13 protein-coding genes are annotated in these 14,577 nt (G+C 63.3%); 5 read left to right on the plus strand and 8 right to left on the minus strand.

The genetic code is table 11. The features are described from left to right. Positions 1 to 135: 135 nt before the first annotated feature. The 5 genes from PQQ51_RS13535 to PQQ51_RS13555 all read right to left on the minus strand — a co-directional run bounded on the left by PQQ51_RS13535 (position 136) and on the right by PQQ51_RS13555 (position 6,694). Entirely contained in the window at positions 136 to 1,053 is a 918-nt protein-coding gene (locus tag PQQ51_RS13535; protein WP_408497295.1) for a carbohydrate kinase family protein, read from the minus strand. Next, positions 1,050 to 2,339: an AGE family epimerase/isomerase gene (locus PQQ51_RS13540; RefSeq protein WP_408497296.1), complete on the minus strand. Its 1,290-nt coding sequence runs from the start codon at positions 2,337 to 2,339 to the stop codon at positions 1,050 to 1,052. Before PQQ51_RS13540 ends, PQQ51_RS13535 begins: the two co-directional genes overlap by 4 nt. Then, entirely contained in the window at positions 2,336 to 3,322 is a 987-nt protein-coding gene (locus PQQ51_RS13545) for a LacI family DNA-binding transcriptional regulator (protein ID WP_408497297.1), read from the minus strand. The genes PQQ51_RS13540 and PQQ51_RS13545 overlap by 4 nt, the downstream gene beginning before the upstream one ends. A 199-nt stretch (positions 3,323 to 3,521) precedes the next feature. Beyond that, positions 3,522 to 5,372, minus strand: a complete 1,851-nt coding sequence (locus tag PQQ51_RS13550) for an EAL domain-containing protein (RefSeq protein ID WP_408497298.1) — start codon at positions 5,370 to 5,372, stop codon at positions 3,522 to 3,524. A gap of 293 nt (positions 5,373 to 5,665) precedes the next feature. Then, positions 5,666 to 6,694, minus strand: a complete 1,029-nt coding sequence (locus tag PQQ51_RS13555) for a bile acid:sodium symporter family protein (RefSeq protein WP_408497299.1) — start codon at positions 6,692 to 6,694, stop codon at positions 5,666 to 5,668. Between the two features lie 547 nt (positions 6,695 to 7,241). On the opposite strand from PQQ51_RS13555, the gene PQQ51_RS13560 reads away from it, so the two are divergent. Then, positions 7,242 to 7,826, plus strand: a complete 585-nt coding sequence (locus tag PQQ51_RS13560) for a hypothetical protein (protein ID WP_408497300.1) — start codon at positions 7,242 to 7,244, stop codon at positions 7,824 to 7,826. A gap of 273 nt (positions 7,827 to 8,099) precedes the next feature. Here the strand turns inward: PQQ51_RS13560 and PQQ51_RS13565 are convergent, their stop codons facing one another. Beyond that, on the minus strand, positions 8,100 to 8,255 hold the full coding sequence (locus PQQ51_RS13565) for a hypothetical protein (protein WP_408497301.1): 156 nt from the start codon (positions 8,253 to 8,255) through the stop codon (positions 8,100 to 8,102). Positions 8,256 to 8,380: 125 nt separating this feature from the next. On the opposite strand from PQQ51_RS13565, the gene PQQ51_RS13570 reads away from it, so the two are divergent. Both PQQ51_RS13570 and PQQ51_RS13575 read left to right on the plus strand, forming a co-directional pair. Further along, entirely contained in the window at positions 8,381 to 9,466 is a 1,086-nt protein-coding gene (locus PQQ51_RS13570; RefSeq protein WP_408497302.1) for a porin, read from the plus strand. A 218-nt stretch (positions 9,467 to 9,684) separates the two neighbouring features. After that, the gene (locus tag PQQ51_RS13575) at positions 9,685 to 10,617 is read left to right on the plus strand and encodes a LysR family transcriptional regulator (RefSeq protein ID WP_408497303.1); all 933 of its coding nucleotides are present in this window, start codon (positions 9,685 to 9,687) and stop codon (positions 10,615 to 10,617) included. A 51-nt stretch (positions 10,618 to 10,668) separates the two neighbouring features. Here the strand turns inward: PQQ51_RS13575 and PQQ51_RS13580 are convergent, their stop codons facing one another. Then, positions 10,669 to 11,628 (minus strand): NAD(P)H-dependent flavin oxidoreductase, encoded by a 960-nt coding sequence (locus tag PQQ51_RS13580; protein WP_408497304.1) that lies wholly within the window; start codon positions 11,626 to 11,628, stop codon positions 10,669 to 10,671. Between the two features lie 334 nt (positions 11,629 to 11,962). On the opposite strand from PQQ51_RS13580, the gene PQQ51_RS13585 reads away from it, so the two are divergent. Then, positions 11,963 to 12,850, plus strand: coding sequence for an alpha/beta fold hydrolase (locus tag PQQ51_RS13585; RefSeq protein ID WP_408497305.1), 888 nt, complete (start codon positions 11,963 to 11,965; stop codon positions 12,848 to 12,850). 46 nt (positions 12,851 to 12,896) lie between these two features. Here PQQ51_RS13585 and PQQ51_RS13590 read toward each other — a convergent pair whose 3' ends face one another. Further along, positions 12,897 to 13,376, minus strand: coding sequence for an Lrp/AsnC family transcriptional regulator (locus tag PQQ51_RS13590; RefSeq protein WP_408497306.1), 480 nt, complete (start codon positions 13,374 to 13,376; stop codon positions 12,897 to 12,899). A 114-nt stretch (positions 13,377 to 13,490) separates the two neighbouring features. Between PQQ51_RS13590 and PQQ51_RS13595 the strand changes: the two genes are divergently transcribed. Then, positions 13,491 to 14,390 (plus strand): DMT family transporter, encoded by a 900-nt coding sequence (locus tag PQQ51_RS13595; protein WP_408497307.1) that lies wholly within the window; start codon positions 13,491 to 13,493, stop codon positions 14,388 to 14,390. Positions 14,391 to 14,577: the final 187 nt, after the last annotated feature.

The raw sequence follows: 14,577 nt of genomic DNA on the forward strand, positions 1-14,577 counted from the left end.
GCCGCGGCAAAGAAAGTAAGTGCCGCCCCGCACAGGGGCAACACCAATAGACCAATAAGATAAAGATAAGAAATGAAAAAACCCAAACACCACAGGCAAACCAAGAAAACAAAACCCGCCAAAGGCAAAAAAAACCTAAATCAAAGCCACAACCTCATCCAAAGAAGGCGCATGCCCGCCCGCATGCCGACAAGCCGCCGCGCCAGCGGCCAAAGCAAACGCGAGATGCTCCCCCCACGCTCGCTGCGGAGCAGTCATCAAGCTAAACAGCAAACCGCCAATCGACGCATCCCCAGCCCCAACCGTATCGACCACCTCGACCCGCGGCGGCCGCGCCTCAACCACCACCGCGCCGTCGATCAACATCGCCGTATCGGCACCACGCGTCACCAGCACCGTGGCAGTCGGATTCATCGCCTTCAGTTCGGCCAGCGCCGCGGCCTCATCGTCGGTCTTGAACAGCAGTCGCAAATCCTCATCCGATACCTTGATCAGATCCGCGAGCGCGGCCATCTTCCGCAAAATCGGCTCGTACCCGTGTTCCATCAGATTCCGATAATTCGGATCGAAGCTGATCTTCACTCCGCGCGAACGCAACTCGGCCGCGAGCGCCGCCAAGGTATCGCCGAGCGGCTGACGCACGAGACTGATGCAACCGAAGTGTGCCCACCTCACATGGTCGGCCCAGCCGGCCGGCAGGCGCGACGGATCGAAAGCCAGGTCGGCACTGTTCTCACCCATGAAAAAGTACGCGGGCGGATGCGTCTGATGCACCACCGCCAGCAACGGCGGACGCGCCACGCGTTGCATGAAACGCATGTCGAGACCGGCGGCGACACTCGCGTTCCACAGATCATCCGAGAAGTTGTCGACGCCGAGCGAGCCCACGCACGCCGTTGGCAGTCCGAGCCGCGCCACGCAGCGCGCCACGTTCCAGCCGGCGCCGCCCGGCACTGACAACCATTGCGCGGCGCCGGTCCGCACGAGATCGGTGAGGATGTCGCCGGCCGAAATGAAGACCGGGAATTGATTGTTCGCGCTGACGTTGCTCATTTTGCGTACTCCGCGGATTCGGACTGTGCAGCGGCGCTGTCCGGCAGCGCGTGCGCCAGCACTTCGTAACACGCGCCCATCGTGTGATAGTCGGTCTTGCCGGCCGGGCTCTTTTCGTCGTTGTACTTGCGGTTGTCGCACGTGAGGATGCGATACCACGCGCCGTACTGGTGGTCGACGAAATGCGCCCAGCTATAACGCCAGATCTCGTCGTACCAGTCCCAGAAACGCTCGTTGCCGGTGCGCTTGCCGAGCAGCGCGGCCGTCGCGAACGTCTCGGCCTGCACCCAGAAATACTTGTCGTGGTCGCACACCGTGCCGTCCGGGCCGAAGCCGTAGTACAGGCCGCCGTGATCTTCGTCCCAGGCGTGGGTCATCGCGGCGTCGAACAGTTCGATCGCGCGCGGCAGCAGCCACGGCAACGGGCGGAACCGCTCGAGAATCAGCAGCAACTTCGCCCACTCGGTCTGATGGCCGGGCTGGAAACCCCACGGGCGGAAAATGTTGGAACTGTCTTCTTCGTTGTAGTGCCAATCCACCGACCAGTCCGCGTGAAAGTGCTCCCACACGAGCCCTTGCGACAGTTTCGCCTGGCGCAGCGTGATGTTCGACGCGACCCGTTCCGCGCGATCCAGATAGACGAGGTGGCCGGTCGCCTCATGCGCGGCGAGCAGCGCCTCGGTGGTGTGCATGTTCGCGTTTTGCCCGCGATATGAATTCACGCGCCAGTCGGGCGTCGCTTCGTCGGCGTAGAGACCGGCGGCGGCGTCCCAGAAACGGTGTTCCATCAGCTCGAAGGTCGCGGCGATCATCGGCTTCGCTTCTTCGATGCCGGCCATCGCCGCATGCGAATACGCGAGCAGCACGAAGGCGAGGCCATAGCAGTGACGCGTCGCGTCGAGCGTGCGCTTGGCGCCGTCACGCCATTCGAGTTCCCAGTCGTAGCCTTCGTGCTGCGCGTCCCAATGCACTTCGCGCAGGAAACGCAAACCGTGGCGCGCGTACTCGAGATGCTGCGGATCGCCGAACTGCCGGTACGCCATTGCGTAATTGAACACGTAACGGCAACTGCTCACCAGATGCCGCGTGGTCCGGTCGTAGATCGACCCGTCGTCGCGGAAAAAATGGAAGAAGCCGCCGCTCGGATCGAACACGTTCGGCGCGTAAAAGCGCAGCGTATCCTCCACGTGCGAGAGCAGGAAATCGCGGTTGCGATAACTCTCGACGGGCGGCACGTGCGGGTTCGCGGACGGAGGGGTGGGTTGCAAAGAGTCGGATTGCGTCATGGCGTTTTCACCAAAGTACTGGCACGGGCGATGAGATGAACGGGCAGGCGGACTTCGAGTTCGGTGGGGTCGTCTTCGAGCAGCAACTCGACGCCGCGCCGGCCGAGCGTTTCCTTGTCGATGGCGATCGTCGACAGCGGCGGCGTGGCGTGAGCGGCGGCGGGAATATCGTCGAAGCCGACGATCGCAATGTCCTCGGGCACACGCAGGCCGCGCGCGAGGCACGCGCGCAGCGCGGCGAGCGCGGCGGCGTCGTTATAGGCAAACACGGCGTCGGGGCGCGGGCCCGGCGCGTCGAGCAACTGGTGCATCGCGCGCGCGGCGCCGCTGTCGGGATCGAGGCCGGCGTCGATGGTCGCCTCTAGCGATGGATCGAACAGCAAGCCGGCTTCAAAAAACGCGCGCCGGTAACCGAGCGCGCGCTGCGCGATGCTGAAATGCGCGAGCGATCCGCCGATGAACGCAATGCGCTTGCGCCCCTGTTCGAACAGATGACGCATCGCGAGCTGGGCGCCCATCGCGTTGTCGAGATTCACCGAGCGCAAGCCGGGCGCCCACAGGTCGATCAGCACGAGCGGGCGTTGCATCGCGACCAGCGTGGCCAGCGTCTCCGGTTCGACGAAGCCGGCGATCGCTATCGCATCCGGCGCATGCACGCGCATCTGCTGGATCACGTCTTCGGTCGGACCCGCGGTCAGCACGGAAGGCACGATGCCGCGTTCGCGGCACGCGTCTTCCACGCCGTGCAGCACGTGCGAGAAGAACGGACTGACCGCGAAGTTATTGTGCTGGCGATGCAGCAGGAACGTGAGACGGCGGATGCGCGGGCGCAGTTGCGCGGCGTCGTAGCCGAGTTGCCGCGCCGCTTCGACGACGCGCACACGAGTGGCCTCGGAAAGACCCGGCTGGTTTTTCAGCGCGCGTGAAACGGTGCCGATCGACACGCTGGCGGCGCGCGCGACGTCGCGGATAGTGGTGGCCATTGAAGCTGGCGGCCGCGAAGAGAGGCAACCGCACGGTGTTTGAGTTCGGGCGATTGTATAGTAAAACGCAACACAATCACCCGCTCGAACACGCGGTCGATACCCGGAGATACCCGTAGATGTTGAGGCGGGTGTGGAATTTATTTTTTAGTAAAAATTGCTAAACAGAGCCGGAGCAATGCGCCATCCTGCTTCGCGGCTAGTCCACCGGCAGTGCCGACACCTCGCTTTGTCCACGCAGCAGTTTCACGCTTTCGTCCGCGTCGATCAGCACGAAGCCGCTCGCTTCGTGCTTCGCGCGCCGCTTGGCCAGCGCCGCCACCGACGCAATTTCCTCGCTGCTGTAGAGCGACGGGCCGCCGTCCGACTCGACCCGCACGCAGCCGATCGCCATCGTCACGAAGCCGAAGAACGTCGGATTGCCGCGCCGGTCCTCGCCGTGGATGCCGCCCGCCAACCGGTCGGCCGGTGCGTAGAACCGTTGCGCGCCTTCGTTGAATACGTGAATCGCGCGGAGCACGCGCTCGCGCCAGTCTTCGCTCTGGAACAGGATCAGGAAATCGTCGCCGCCGACATGGCCGAGAAAGTCGCGCGTCGGATCGCACACGTCGGCGAGCACGGCCGCGGCGAACTTCAGCACTTCGTCGCCCTGCCAGTAGCCGTACTGGTCGTTGAAGGGTTTGAAGTGGTTCAGGTCGACGTAACACGCGTAGAAGCCCGCGTCGTTGCCGAGCAGCCGGGCAATGTGCGAGCTGATCGGGATGTTGCCCGGCAGGAAGGTCAGCGGGTTCGCGTAGCGCGCGGCTTCGATGCGCACTTCGGTCACCGCGCGCACGAGGTTCTCGCCGGTGCCGAGACCGGCGTATTTGCCGTTGTCGGTGATCACGAAACCGTCGGCGAGATAGCGCTGGTCGTCGCTCGCGAGGAGTTTGGCCATCTGCTCGACGGTCATCGATTTCTCGATGATCACCGGCGACGCGTTCGCAAACTGCAGGCACGGCCGCTTGCCGAACAGTTCGCGGTGATACGGCAGCGCGTAACGGTCCATGAAACTGCGCCGGTTGATCAGCGCGACCGGTTCGTCGTACTCGACCACCGCGACCGCGTGCAGATCGGGCAGGCGGTTGAACAGATCGAGCACGTCGTTATTGGTGGCGTGGCGCGGCAGCGCGGGCGCATGCACCAGCATTTTCGCCGACGCCATCCCGCCCGACGGCGACGCGCTGCTCACCGTGCGCGTGGTCTCCGGAAACACGGCGATGTGGCCGGCGCGCAGCGCGTCGCGGGCGTCGTCCGTCACCTCGCGGGCCGGTCGCGCATGCGGACGGCCGAAGAAAAAGCCCTGACCACATCCGATCCCCATGTCGCGCACCACGATCAGATCGGCTTCGTTCTCGATGCCCTCGGCCACCAGCCGCGCGCCGCTCGCGTTCGCGAAATGCTGCATCGCGCGCACGGCTTCGAACTTGAGCGGATCGCTGGCGATGTCGTGGATGAAGAATCGGTCGATCTTCACCACGTCCGGTTGCAGGCGCACCCACAGGTTCATGCTGGCGTTGGCCGTGCCGTAGTCGTCGAGTGCGAATTGCGCGCCGGTCGTACGCAGCATCGACACCACCGGGACGAAGCTGGCCACGTCCGGAATCGCATTCTGCTCGGTCAGCTCGATCACGATCCGTTGCGGATCGATGCCGCAATTGCGCAGCAGCGCGAGGATGTCGTTGCGGGCTTCGGCCATCTGGCGGATTGCACCCGCGCTGAAATTGAGGAACAGCTTGCCTTCGCAGTTCATCTGCCCGAACGCCTCGATGCAGGTGCGCGCGGCCGCGCGTTCGAGCGCGATGCCGCAGCCCTCGGCGAACGCCTGCGAAAACAGCGCGAACGGTGTTTCGAGCGGTGTGCCCGCCGGGCCGCGGATCAGGCCTTCGTAGCCGAGAATCGCGCCGCCGTCGAAATCGATGATGGGCTGGAACACGGCGGACAGCTCACGCCGGGCAATCAATTCCTCGATGCGCGGCGTGGCGGATCGGGAGGACGAGCTAGGTTGCATGGCAGGTAGGCGTAGCGATCGACACTCGGCATATCGGCCCGCCCTGCTTGAAGTTGAATGAAGTTTTGGTGACGCGTTGCACCGGGGTGGTGCGGTTTGGATCGGTTGGGACTGTTCCAGGAATCTCCTGGGAATCTCCTGGGAATTGCCTCGGAATCGCCCTATGTCTTCCGGCTGAGGCGACAGCGACTCGTTTTATGCGTGAAATAACAAAAAAGCCGCACGAGGCGGCTTTCTTCAAACGACGCTCAGGGAGGGCGCTTATGAATGTCCTGTTTGCATTGCGCGCGTATTTACCGGCGCGCGACGGCGGCGGCGGGCCGCTCGCGCGCGGCCGCGCGGGTTTCGCCGGAGGTGTCGCGAGCCCCCCAGCGCTGCGCGAGCGCGGCGCACACCATCAACTGGATCTGGTGGAACAGCATCAGCGGCAAGACTACGGCGCCTACCGCATGCGAGGCGAAAATCACCTTGGCCATCGGCACGCCGGCGGCAAGGCTTTTCTTCGACCCGCAGAAGATGATCGTGATCTGGTCCGCGCGGTTGAAGCCGAGCCGCTTGCTGACGACTATCGTCACAGCCAGCGCGAGCGCGAGCAGGACCGCGCTGATCAGCAGCAGGCCGCCGAGCGCGGACAGCGGAATCTGATGCCACAAGCCTTCGGTCACGGCTTCGCTGAACGCGCCGTACACCACCAGCAGAATCGACCCCTGGTCGACGAACTTCAGCACGCCGCGGTTGCGCTCGATCCACTTGCCGATCAGCGGGCGCAGCAACTGGCCGGCCACGAAGGGCACCAGCAGTTGCAGCACGATGTTGCCCACGGTGTGCCACGGCGACGCGCCGCCGCTCGCCGCCTGATTGGTGACGATGAGGCTGACGAGTGCGGGCGTGATGAAGATGCCCAGCAGGCTCGAGGCCGACGCGCTGCATACGGCAGCCGGCACATTGCCTTTGGCGATCGAAGTGAACGCGATCGACGACTGAACCGTCGACGGCAGCGTGCACAGGAAGAGGACCCCCGCATAGAGCGCCGGCGTGACAAGTGGCGAAAGGAGCGGTTTAAGCGCGAGGCCGAGCAATGGAAACAGCGCGAACGTGCTGAGCAGCACTACCAGATGAAGCCGCCAATGCGTCGCCCCCGCAACGATCGCTTCGCGTGACAGCTTGGCGCCGTGCAGGAAGAACAGCAGGCCGACCGCGACGTTCGTCACCCAGTTGAACCCGACGGCGGCCTGCCCGTGAACCGGCAGCAGGCTGGCCAGGATCACGGTGCCGATGAGGCACAAGGTGAAGTTGTCGGGAAGCAGTTTTGGGCGAGCCATGTCGGAATCTCGTTTCGATGAAGCGGAAAGCACGACGGCGCGTGCCGTTGCCTATTTGAACCGGCTATTGTTATGGAAGACCGATTGAAAATGCAAATTCATTTGCCGACTTGATTAATGAAGACTGCGCATCAAAAGCGCGCGACACGGGATAGGCAGGCGAAGAAGAGCCAAGTTCCAGTATTGGTGACGGCACCGGTTTGGTCCACTGCCGTTTCGCCGAATTCGGTGAAAGATTCGCCCTTCATTCGTCATGCTTCGCACTACATCGGTATCCTGAAAATGCCTCTGTGGTGAACGTTTTCAAGGCTTTCACGCAAGGGCTCTGTCGCAAAAAAACGTCGCAGTAACAAGGTGTTACAACACCGCCCCGGGCCTAACACTTTTTGCCTCGACACCCTTGGCCGGCACCCATAAATTACTGTCCACAGGCCATCGGGATGCCCCGCGCCGCACGTTATCCGCGGCGCCCGCGCCAGTCCCAGAACAGGTCCATCGCAGCTCGAACGGTGGGCCTCAGGCAGGTCTTCGGGCAGGTGAGTCACGGGTGAACGGGTTGTCGAGAACGAAGCACTGGGCGTTGGGCGCGGTTATCGCCGCGCTGTGCTCGTTCGCCTATGCAAAAGTGCCTGGAATGCCACATGGCGGCGGGGGCGGGGGATATGCGCATACGTCGGCGCAGGGCTTCGCCGCACGCGGATCGGTCGGCAATGAAGCGCGTTATGACGGTGCGAACGTCAGGCCGTCGCGTGGCTATGGCGGCAATGCCGTGGCAGATCGCAATGCGGCGCGTGGGGCTCGTGGTGGCGTGAACGGCGGCGCGAACCTGGGTGGCGGCTATTACGCGAACGGCTTTGGCGGCTACAACCCGGGCGCTCGTCGTGTCGCGGGTCCCGTTGGCTATTCGGGGTATCAAGGTGAAGGCCGCAGCGGCATGCAATACGCCGGCGCCATTACTCCGGTGAGCGCCGAATCGCGTTCGGTGCCCCGTCCGCCAGCCAATGCGCCGGTTCGTACCGGTTCGATTCGAGCCGACGTCGCCCGCTATAACGAAGAGCGCGGCTCGTCGCGCGTCATGCAGCGTCAAGCGGACGACCCACGTCAGCCGGACGGTTCGCCTTACCGCAATTAGCACCCGCGGCAATGCAGGTGCGCGCGAACCTCATTCGCCGTGCTGAGCATTTGTTCACTACCTCTCCTCCCTCCCGCCTTTCCAAACTGAGCGCCTGCGTACTTTGCACGTCTCCGACCTTCCCGAGCGCGCCATCAACGCGACGCGATGCGTCCCGATGTGACGTTTAGACACCACACTTTTTTGAAAAACGCTCGGCACTGAGCGGCCTCCCGTCGTCAAATTCGATCGGTTATGCGGCGGTGCGTCATCCGCATGTCATCTGAGTCGTTATCACGAGGCGGCCACGTGTTCAGTAACGCTTTGCGCGCTGAGGCGCGAATTGCTGCGGTGCGATTCAGGTGCCTGCAGGCGTGCTGTATCAGGCCGATAAGCGACAAAACTAATCAGACCGATATACCCGCAATAACCAGCGATATTTTTGTTCATAAAAATGGTCCGCAAAGATGGTCCCGCCCAGCTTGGCTCGGTCATCGAACGGACAACAACTACAGGTTCGCGCGAGCTACGTCTTTCGCACAGCCCACCCCTTTTTGACAAAGACAGGAGAACCCATGAAAACGAGCATCAGCGGTGCACTGAAAACCACCCTTAAGGCAACCACGTGCGCCGTTCTGCTGGCCAGTGCATCGTCTGCTTTTGCGCAATCGAGCGTGCAACTCTACGGTCAGGTCGACGAATGGGTCGGCGCGCAGAAATTCCCGGGGGGCAAGAGTGCGGCCGAGGTGTCCGGCGGCGGCATGTCGACCTCGTACTGGGGTTTGAAGGGAGCTGAAGATCTGGGTAACGGCTACAAGGCGATTTTTACGTTGGAAGGCTTCTTCCTCGCGCAGAACGGCCAGTACGGCCGCTTCACGGGCGACACGATGTTTTCGCGTAACGCGTATGTGGGCATCGAATCGCCGTACGGTACCGTCACGGCCGGCCGTCTGACGACGCCGCTGTTCGTGTCGACGATTCTGTTCAACCCGTTCGTCGATTCGTATCAGTTCTCGCCGATGGTCTGGCATACGTACCTCGGCCTCGGCACGTTCCCGACCTACCGGACCGATCAGGGCGTGACGGGCGACTCCGGCTGGAGCAACGCGGTGTCGTACTCGTCGCCGAACTTCAACGGTCTGTCGGCGACCGCAATGTACGCGCTTGGCAATACCACCGAAAACGGCGCGAAGAAGTGGAGCGGCCAGGTGCTGTACTTCCACGGCCCGTTCGCGGCGACGGCGGTGTACCAGTACGTGAACTTCAACAACACGCCGAGCGACCTGGGCAGCTTCGGCACCTCGGGCGTGCCGGGCCTGAAGAGCCAGAGCGTCGCGCAAGTCGGCCTGTCGTACGACCTGAAGTTCGTTAAGTTTTTCGGCCAGTACATGTACACGTACAACGACCAGCAAGTCACGAGCTGGCACGTGAACACCGCGCAGGGCGGCGCGACGGTGCCGTTCGGCCCGGGCTCGGTGATGGCCTCGTACGCCTACTCGCGCGACGGCGGCGGCTTCGACCAGACCCGTCAGACGGCCGCGCTCGGCTATGACTACCCGCTGTCCAAGCGCACCGATGTCTACGCCGCGTACATGTACGACAAGATCTCCAGCCTGTCGAGCGGCAACACGTACGGCGTCGGCCTGCGCGCGAAGTTCTAGGCCGTTGGGTCTGGGCGACACCTGGCCTAGCTTGCCCTGGGCGCAGGCAGCGCAGCGCGCCGCCATTCCACGAAATCCGCCAAGCCCGCTTTCTTACGGAAGGCGGGCTTTGTTGCGTCTGGACGATTCATCCGTGTCACTGGCCCATCTGTTTGCTGACCAGCTTTTGATAAACCCGGCAAAATGACGCGGATTGATTCCTCCAGCGAGCGATTGAGATGGACACTCTGGTCAGCATGAAAGTGTTTCGCCACGTGGTCGAAGTGGGCAGCTTCGTCGGCGCGGCCGAGCGGATGACGATGTCGGCGGCGATGGCCAGCAAGCACGTGATGCACCTCGAACAGCAACTCGGCGCGCGTCTCCTGAATCGCACCACACGGCGCGTCGCGCCGACCGAAGCAGGCCGCGAGTATTACGAGCGGCTCTCGCAGGTGCTGACCGAACTCGACGAAGCCGGGCAGGTGGTGGGCGCGGCGAGCGTCGTGCCGCAAGGGCGGTTGCGGGTGTCGTCGCTGTCGGCATTCGGTTTGAGTCACGTGATGGCGGCGGTGGCGGATTACGCCGCGCAGTATCCGCAGGTCACCGTCGACATCACCTTGTCCGACCGTGTGGTCGAGTTGATCGACGAAGGTTTCGATGTCGCGATTCGGGCCTCGCCGGGCGGGTTGAAGTCGTCGTCGCTGATTGCGCGGCAGATCGCGACCGCGCACCTGGTGCTGTGCGCGTCACCCGCTTATTTGCGGCGGCATGGCACGCCGAAGAGCGTGGCCGATCTCGCTCGTCACAACTATCTGCAATACGCGGGCGTGTCCGCACTCGAACTCGCAACCGGCGACGCCACGCCGCGTGTACGTCTCACCGGCAATCTGATCGTCAACCATCTGGAAGCGCAGCGGGTCATCGTGCTGCAAGGCGCCGGCATTGCGACGCTAGGCACCGAGGTGATCGGCACCGACCTCGCCGCGGGGCGTCTAGTGCCGTTGCTCGTGGATGAAATGCCGCCGCGCGAGTTGCCGATTCACGTGGTGTACGCGAGCCGGCGGCATCTGTCGGCGAAGGTGCGGTCGTTTGTCGACTTCTTTGCCGAGCGCTTCGCCAACGAATCGTTATGGCCGTCGCTCGAGCAGATCAAGGCGCTGGCGGTGAGGTAGATGCCGACGGGGCGACGCACCGATGCACCGGCGCGCCCCCACGCACCCCGCTCAGCGAGCGATGCCGAGCCGCGCTTTCGCGTCGTTATATTCGCGGGTCAAACGCGCAACCAGTTCGTCGACGGCCGGCACGTCGTCCATCAGGCCGACGCCCTGGCCCGCGCCCCAGATGTCTTTCCACGCCTTCGCCTTGTCGCTGCCGAAGTTCATCGCGGTCTTGTCCGATTCCGGCAGCGCGTCCGGGTCGAGCCCTGCGTTCAGAATGCTTTCGCGAATGTAGTTGCCGTGCACGCCGGTGAACAGGTTCGTGTAGATGATGTCCGACGCCGTCGAATTGACGATCGCCTGTTTGTAGCTTTCCACCGCGTGCGCCTCTTTGGTCGCGATGAAGCGCGTGCCCATATAGGCGAGGTCCGCGCCCATTGCCTGCGCGGCGAGAATCGAGCCGCCGTTGGCGATCGAGCCGGACAGCACGATCGGGCCGTCGAACATGCGCCGTACTTCGCCGACCAGCGCGAACGGCGAGGTCGTGCCCGCATGGCCGCCCGCGCCGGACGCCACCAGGATCAGACCGTCGACGCCGGCTTCAAGCGCTTTTTGCGCATGGCGCAGATTGATCACGTCGTGCAGCACGATGCCGCCGTAGCTATGCACTGCGTCGACGATCTCGCGAGCCGGCGCGCGCAGGCTCGTGATGAAGATCGGCACCTTGTGCTCGACGCACACGCGCACGTCGTGTTCGAGACGCGTATTCGACTGATGGACGATCTGATTGACGGCGATCGGCCCGATGATCGCATCGGGATGGGTCGCCTTGTGTTCGGCGAGCTGGCTCTGGAGTTGTGTGAGCCATTCGTCGAGCAACTCGGCCGGGCGTGCATTCAGCGCCGGAAACGAGCCGACGATACCGGCCTTGCATTGAGCCAGCACGAGTTCGGGATAGCTGACGATGAACATCGGCGAGGCGACGACAGGCAGCGCAAGGTTCTGCAGGACGGCGGGCAATGCCATGGTGCAAGTCTCCTGATTGAGCTAGCCGGTACGACGTTCGGGCGCCCGGCTGATGGTGTGAGTGTAGCGGCACGCTGCCTGCGCTGCGTCGCTGTCGACGATGCCAACAACGACGACGACTGGACAAGCGCTCCGGCTGCGCAGGCTGCGACACCGCGGAAGATTTAAGAACGATCGTTCGATTATAGGGGAAGCCGCGAAACGCGTCCGCTCGGATCGTCTGGAACGGTTGGAAGGAGTGTTCAGGTTCTATGCAATGCGTGGGCTATCCCACCCCGCACGGTCACATTGCGCTTTTACAATGCGGTGTCATCCCAACAACAAGAGACGTGCCATGGCCTTCGACGATTTCACGCCCTTTCGTGTCGCCGCGGGCGACGTCGATATCTTCGGAGTGAAGGGTGGAGCCGGGCCGCCGCTTCTGTTGCTGCATGGTCATCCGCAGAGCCATTTGATCTGGGCGCGCTGCGCCGCGCAACTCGCCGGGCACTTCACGGTGATCGCGACCGACCTGCGCGGTTACGGCGCATCGGACAAACCGTCGAGCGACGCCAGTCACACCCCGTATTCCAAACGCGCGATGGCCACCGATCAGGTCGCCGTGATGCGGCACTTCGGTTTCGAACGTTTTCTCGTCTGCGCACACGATCGCGGCGCGCGCGTCGCGCATCGGATGGCGCTCGACCATGCCGACGCCGTCGAACGTCTGATGCTGCTGGACATCGCACCGACTCTCGCGATGTACGAAGCCACCGACCGCACCTTCGCCACTCACTACTTTCACTGGTTCTTTCTGATCCAGCCCGAGCCGTTGCCGGAAACGCTGATCGGCGCGAATCCGTCCGCGTATGTGGACGCGGTGATGGGCAGCCGTCACGCGGGCCTCGCGCCGTTTGCGCCCGCAGCGCTCGACGCGTACCGCGAAGCGCTTGCTCAACCCGGCGCCGTGCATGCGATGTGCGAAGACTACCGGGCGTCGGCGAGCATCGATCTGGAGCACGATCGTGCGGACATCGAGCGCGGTCATAAGATCGGCTGTCCACTGCGGGTGTTGTGGGGCGACAAGGGTGTGATCGAGAAATGCTTCGACGCGCTCGCGGAATGGCGCCATGTTGCGCGCGATGTCAGCGGGCGTTCGCTGTCGTGCGGGCATTACATTCCGGAGGAGGCGCCGGACGAACTGGTCGCCGAGATGCTGTCGTTTTTCGAAGCGCTCGAGTAGTGGATCGTGTGGGCCGTTCGGTTTAAAACCCCGGCCTCGCGCGCACTCAACCCAGCGGCGGCAATCTGCGCGGCAGCGGCGTCGACTTGACGATCGCGGTGCTGGTTTCCGCGCGCTCGGTCACCTTCGTCAAAATCTCGTCGAGCTGTTCGATCGAATGCAGATACAGGCGGCAGATGAAGCAGTCGTCGCCGGTCACCTTGTCGCATTCGACGAACTCCGGAATGCGTCGGATCACGTCTTCCAGCAGATGCAATTGTCCGGGCAACGGCTTGACCCGCACGATCGCCTGCAACGTGAAGCCGAGCGCGCGCGGATCGATCTGCACAGTGAAGCGCTCGATCACGCCTTGCGCTTCGAGCCGCCGGATACGTTCCGCCGTGCTCGGCGCCGACAACCCGATCAGACGCGCGAGTTCGCTGACGGGCTGGCGCGCATCGGCTGCGAGTGCGGCGAGGAGCGCCCGGTCGGTGTCGTCGAGCGGGGTGCTGGACACAGTCGCGGACGAGGTAAGGCGTTTCGACATGATTGCCTTCGATCTTTAGGTGCTATCGCAGATAGGCTTAAGTTTAGCCATGTATTCGAGTAACCGGATTAACTAAACTGCTTGTCACGCAGAAATCAAACCGGGACTCGAATCATGGCTTCGAATGAGATTCGCCGCGGCGCGGCGGAAATGACGATGGCGATGCTGATGTCCGGCACCATCGGCTGGCTGGTGGTGTCGTCGCAGCAGAGCGCGTTCAACGTGGTGTTCTTTCGCTGCATTTTCGGCGGCGCGACGCTCGCGCTCGTGTGCGCGGTGCTCGGTCTTTTCAGACGCAAGCTGTTCTCGTGGAAGATGCTCGGCCTCGCGCTGCTTGGCGGCGCGGCGATCGTGCTCAACTGGGTGTTGCTGTTCGCCGCTTATTCGCGGGCCTCGATCTCGATGGCCACCGCTGTCTACAACACGCAGCCTTTCATGCTGGTGGCGCTCGGCGCGCTGGTGTTTCGCGAGCGCATCAGCGCGTCGACGGTGGCGTGGCTCGCTGTCGCGTTCATCGGTCTCGTGTTCGTCGTGAAGGTCGAACCGGCCGTGCTGGCGGTGCCGGGCCAGTATCTGGCCGGCGTCGCCTATGCGGTGGGCGCGGCGGCGATGTACGCGGTGTCGTCGATCATCACCAAGCGGCTGAAGGGCACGCCGCCGCATCTGATCGCGCTGATCCAGGTGTCGCTCGGCGTCGTGATGCTTGCACCGTTCGTGCATTTCGACGCATTGCCGGCCACCGGCGCGCAATGGCTCGAATTGATCGTACTCGGCGTGGTCAACACGGGGATCATGTACGTGCTCCTGTACGGCGCGATCCAGAAACTGCCGACCGCGATGACCGGCGCACTGTCGTTCATCTATCCGGTAGTGGCGATCATCGTCGACCGGGTCGCATTCGGGCAGACGCTCGCGTGGATTCAGGTGCTCGGCGCGGCGCTGATTCTGCTCGCGGCCGCGGGTGTGAATCTCGGCTGGCGGATCGTGCCGCAGAGACGGCTGCCCTCCACCTGAAGCGATGCCTATGCCACGCGTGTGGCTTAAGCGGCGGCCGTTTCCGTCGAGGCGGAGAGAGTGCAAATGCTACGGATTCCAGAACAACCGTGCGGCAGCATTATTCATAGGGACGGAAGTAAGCTTGCCCCGCGGCAATCGTCAAGAAGCGACGAAGCTGCGTCCCTCCGTCAAGCAGCGTGTAGAC

This window comes from Paraburkholderia xenovorans (assembly GCF_046030735.1).
GTDB lineage: Bacteria > Pseudomonadota > Gammaproteobacteria > Burkholderiales > Burkholderiaceae > Paraburkholderia > Paraburkholderia xenovorans_A.

What these genes read in the sequence shown, in the direction of transcription:
- PQQ51_RS13535 (WP_408497295.1), bottom strand. Translation starts at nt 1,053, where the DNA reads ATGAGCAACGTCAGCGCGAACAATCAATTCCCGGTCTTCATTTCGGCC.
- PQQ51_RS13540 (WP_408497296.1), bottom strand. Translation starts at nt 2,339, where the DNA reads ATGACGCAATCCGACTCTTTGCAACCCACCCCTCCGTCCGCGAACCCG.
- PQQ51_RS13545 (WP_408497297.1), bottom strand. Translation starts at nt 3,322, where the DNA reads ATGGCCACCACTATCCGCGACGTCGCGCGCGCCGCCAGCGTGTCGATC.
- PQQ51_RS13550 (WP_408497298.1), bottom strand. Translation starts at nt 5,372, where the DNA reads ATGCAACCTAGCTCGTCCTCCCGATCCGCCACGCCGCGCATCGAGGAA.
- PQQ51_RS13555 (WP_408497299.1), bottom strand. Translation starts at nt 6,694, where the DNA reads ATGGCTCGCCCAAAACTGCTTCCCGACAACTTCACCTTGTGCCTCATC.
- PQQ51_RS13565 (WP_408497301.1), bottom strand. Translation starts at nt 8,255, where the DNA reads ATGAACAAAAATATCGCTGGTTATTGCGGGTATATCGGTCTGATTAGT.
- PQQ51_RS13570 (WP_408497302.1), top strand. Translation starts at nt 8,381, where the DNA reads ATGAAAACGAGCATCAGCGGTGCACTGAAAACCACCCTTAAGGCAACC.
- PQQ51_RS13575 (WP_408497303.1), top strand. Translation starts at nt 9,685, where the DNA reads ATGGACACTCTGGTCAGCATGAAAGTGTTTCGCCACGTGGTCGAAGTG.
- PQQ51_RS13580 (WP_408497304.1), bottom strand. Translation starts at nt 11,628, where the DNA reads ATGGCATTGCCCGCCGTCCTGCAGAACCTTGCGCTGCCTGTCGTCGCC.
- PQQ51_RS13585 (WP_408497305.1), top strand. Translation starts at nt 11,963, where the DNA reads ATGGCCTTCGACGATTTCACGCCCTTTCGTGTCGCCGCGGGCGACGTC.
- PQQ51_RS13590 (WP_408497306.1), bottom strand. Translation starts at nt 13,376, where the DNA reads ATGTCGAAACGCCTTACCTCGTCCGCGACTGTGTCCAGCACCCCGCTC.
- PQQ51_RS13595 (WP_408497307.1), top strand. Translation starts at nt 13,491, where the DNA reads ATGGCTTCGAATGAGATTCGCCGCGGCGCGGCGGAAATGACGATGGCG.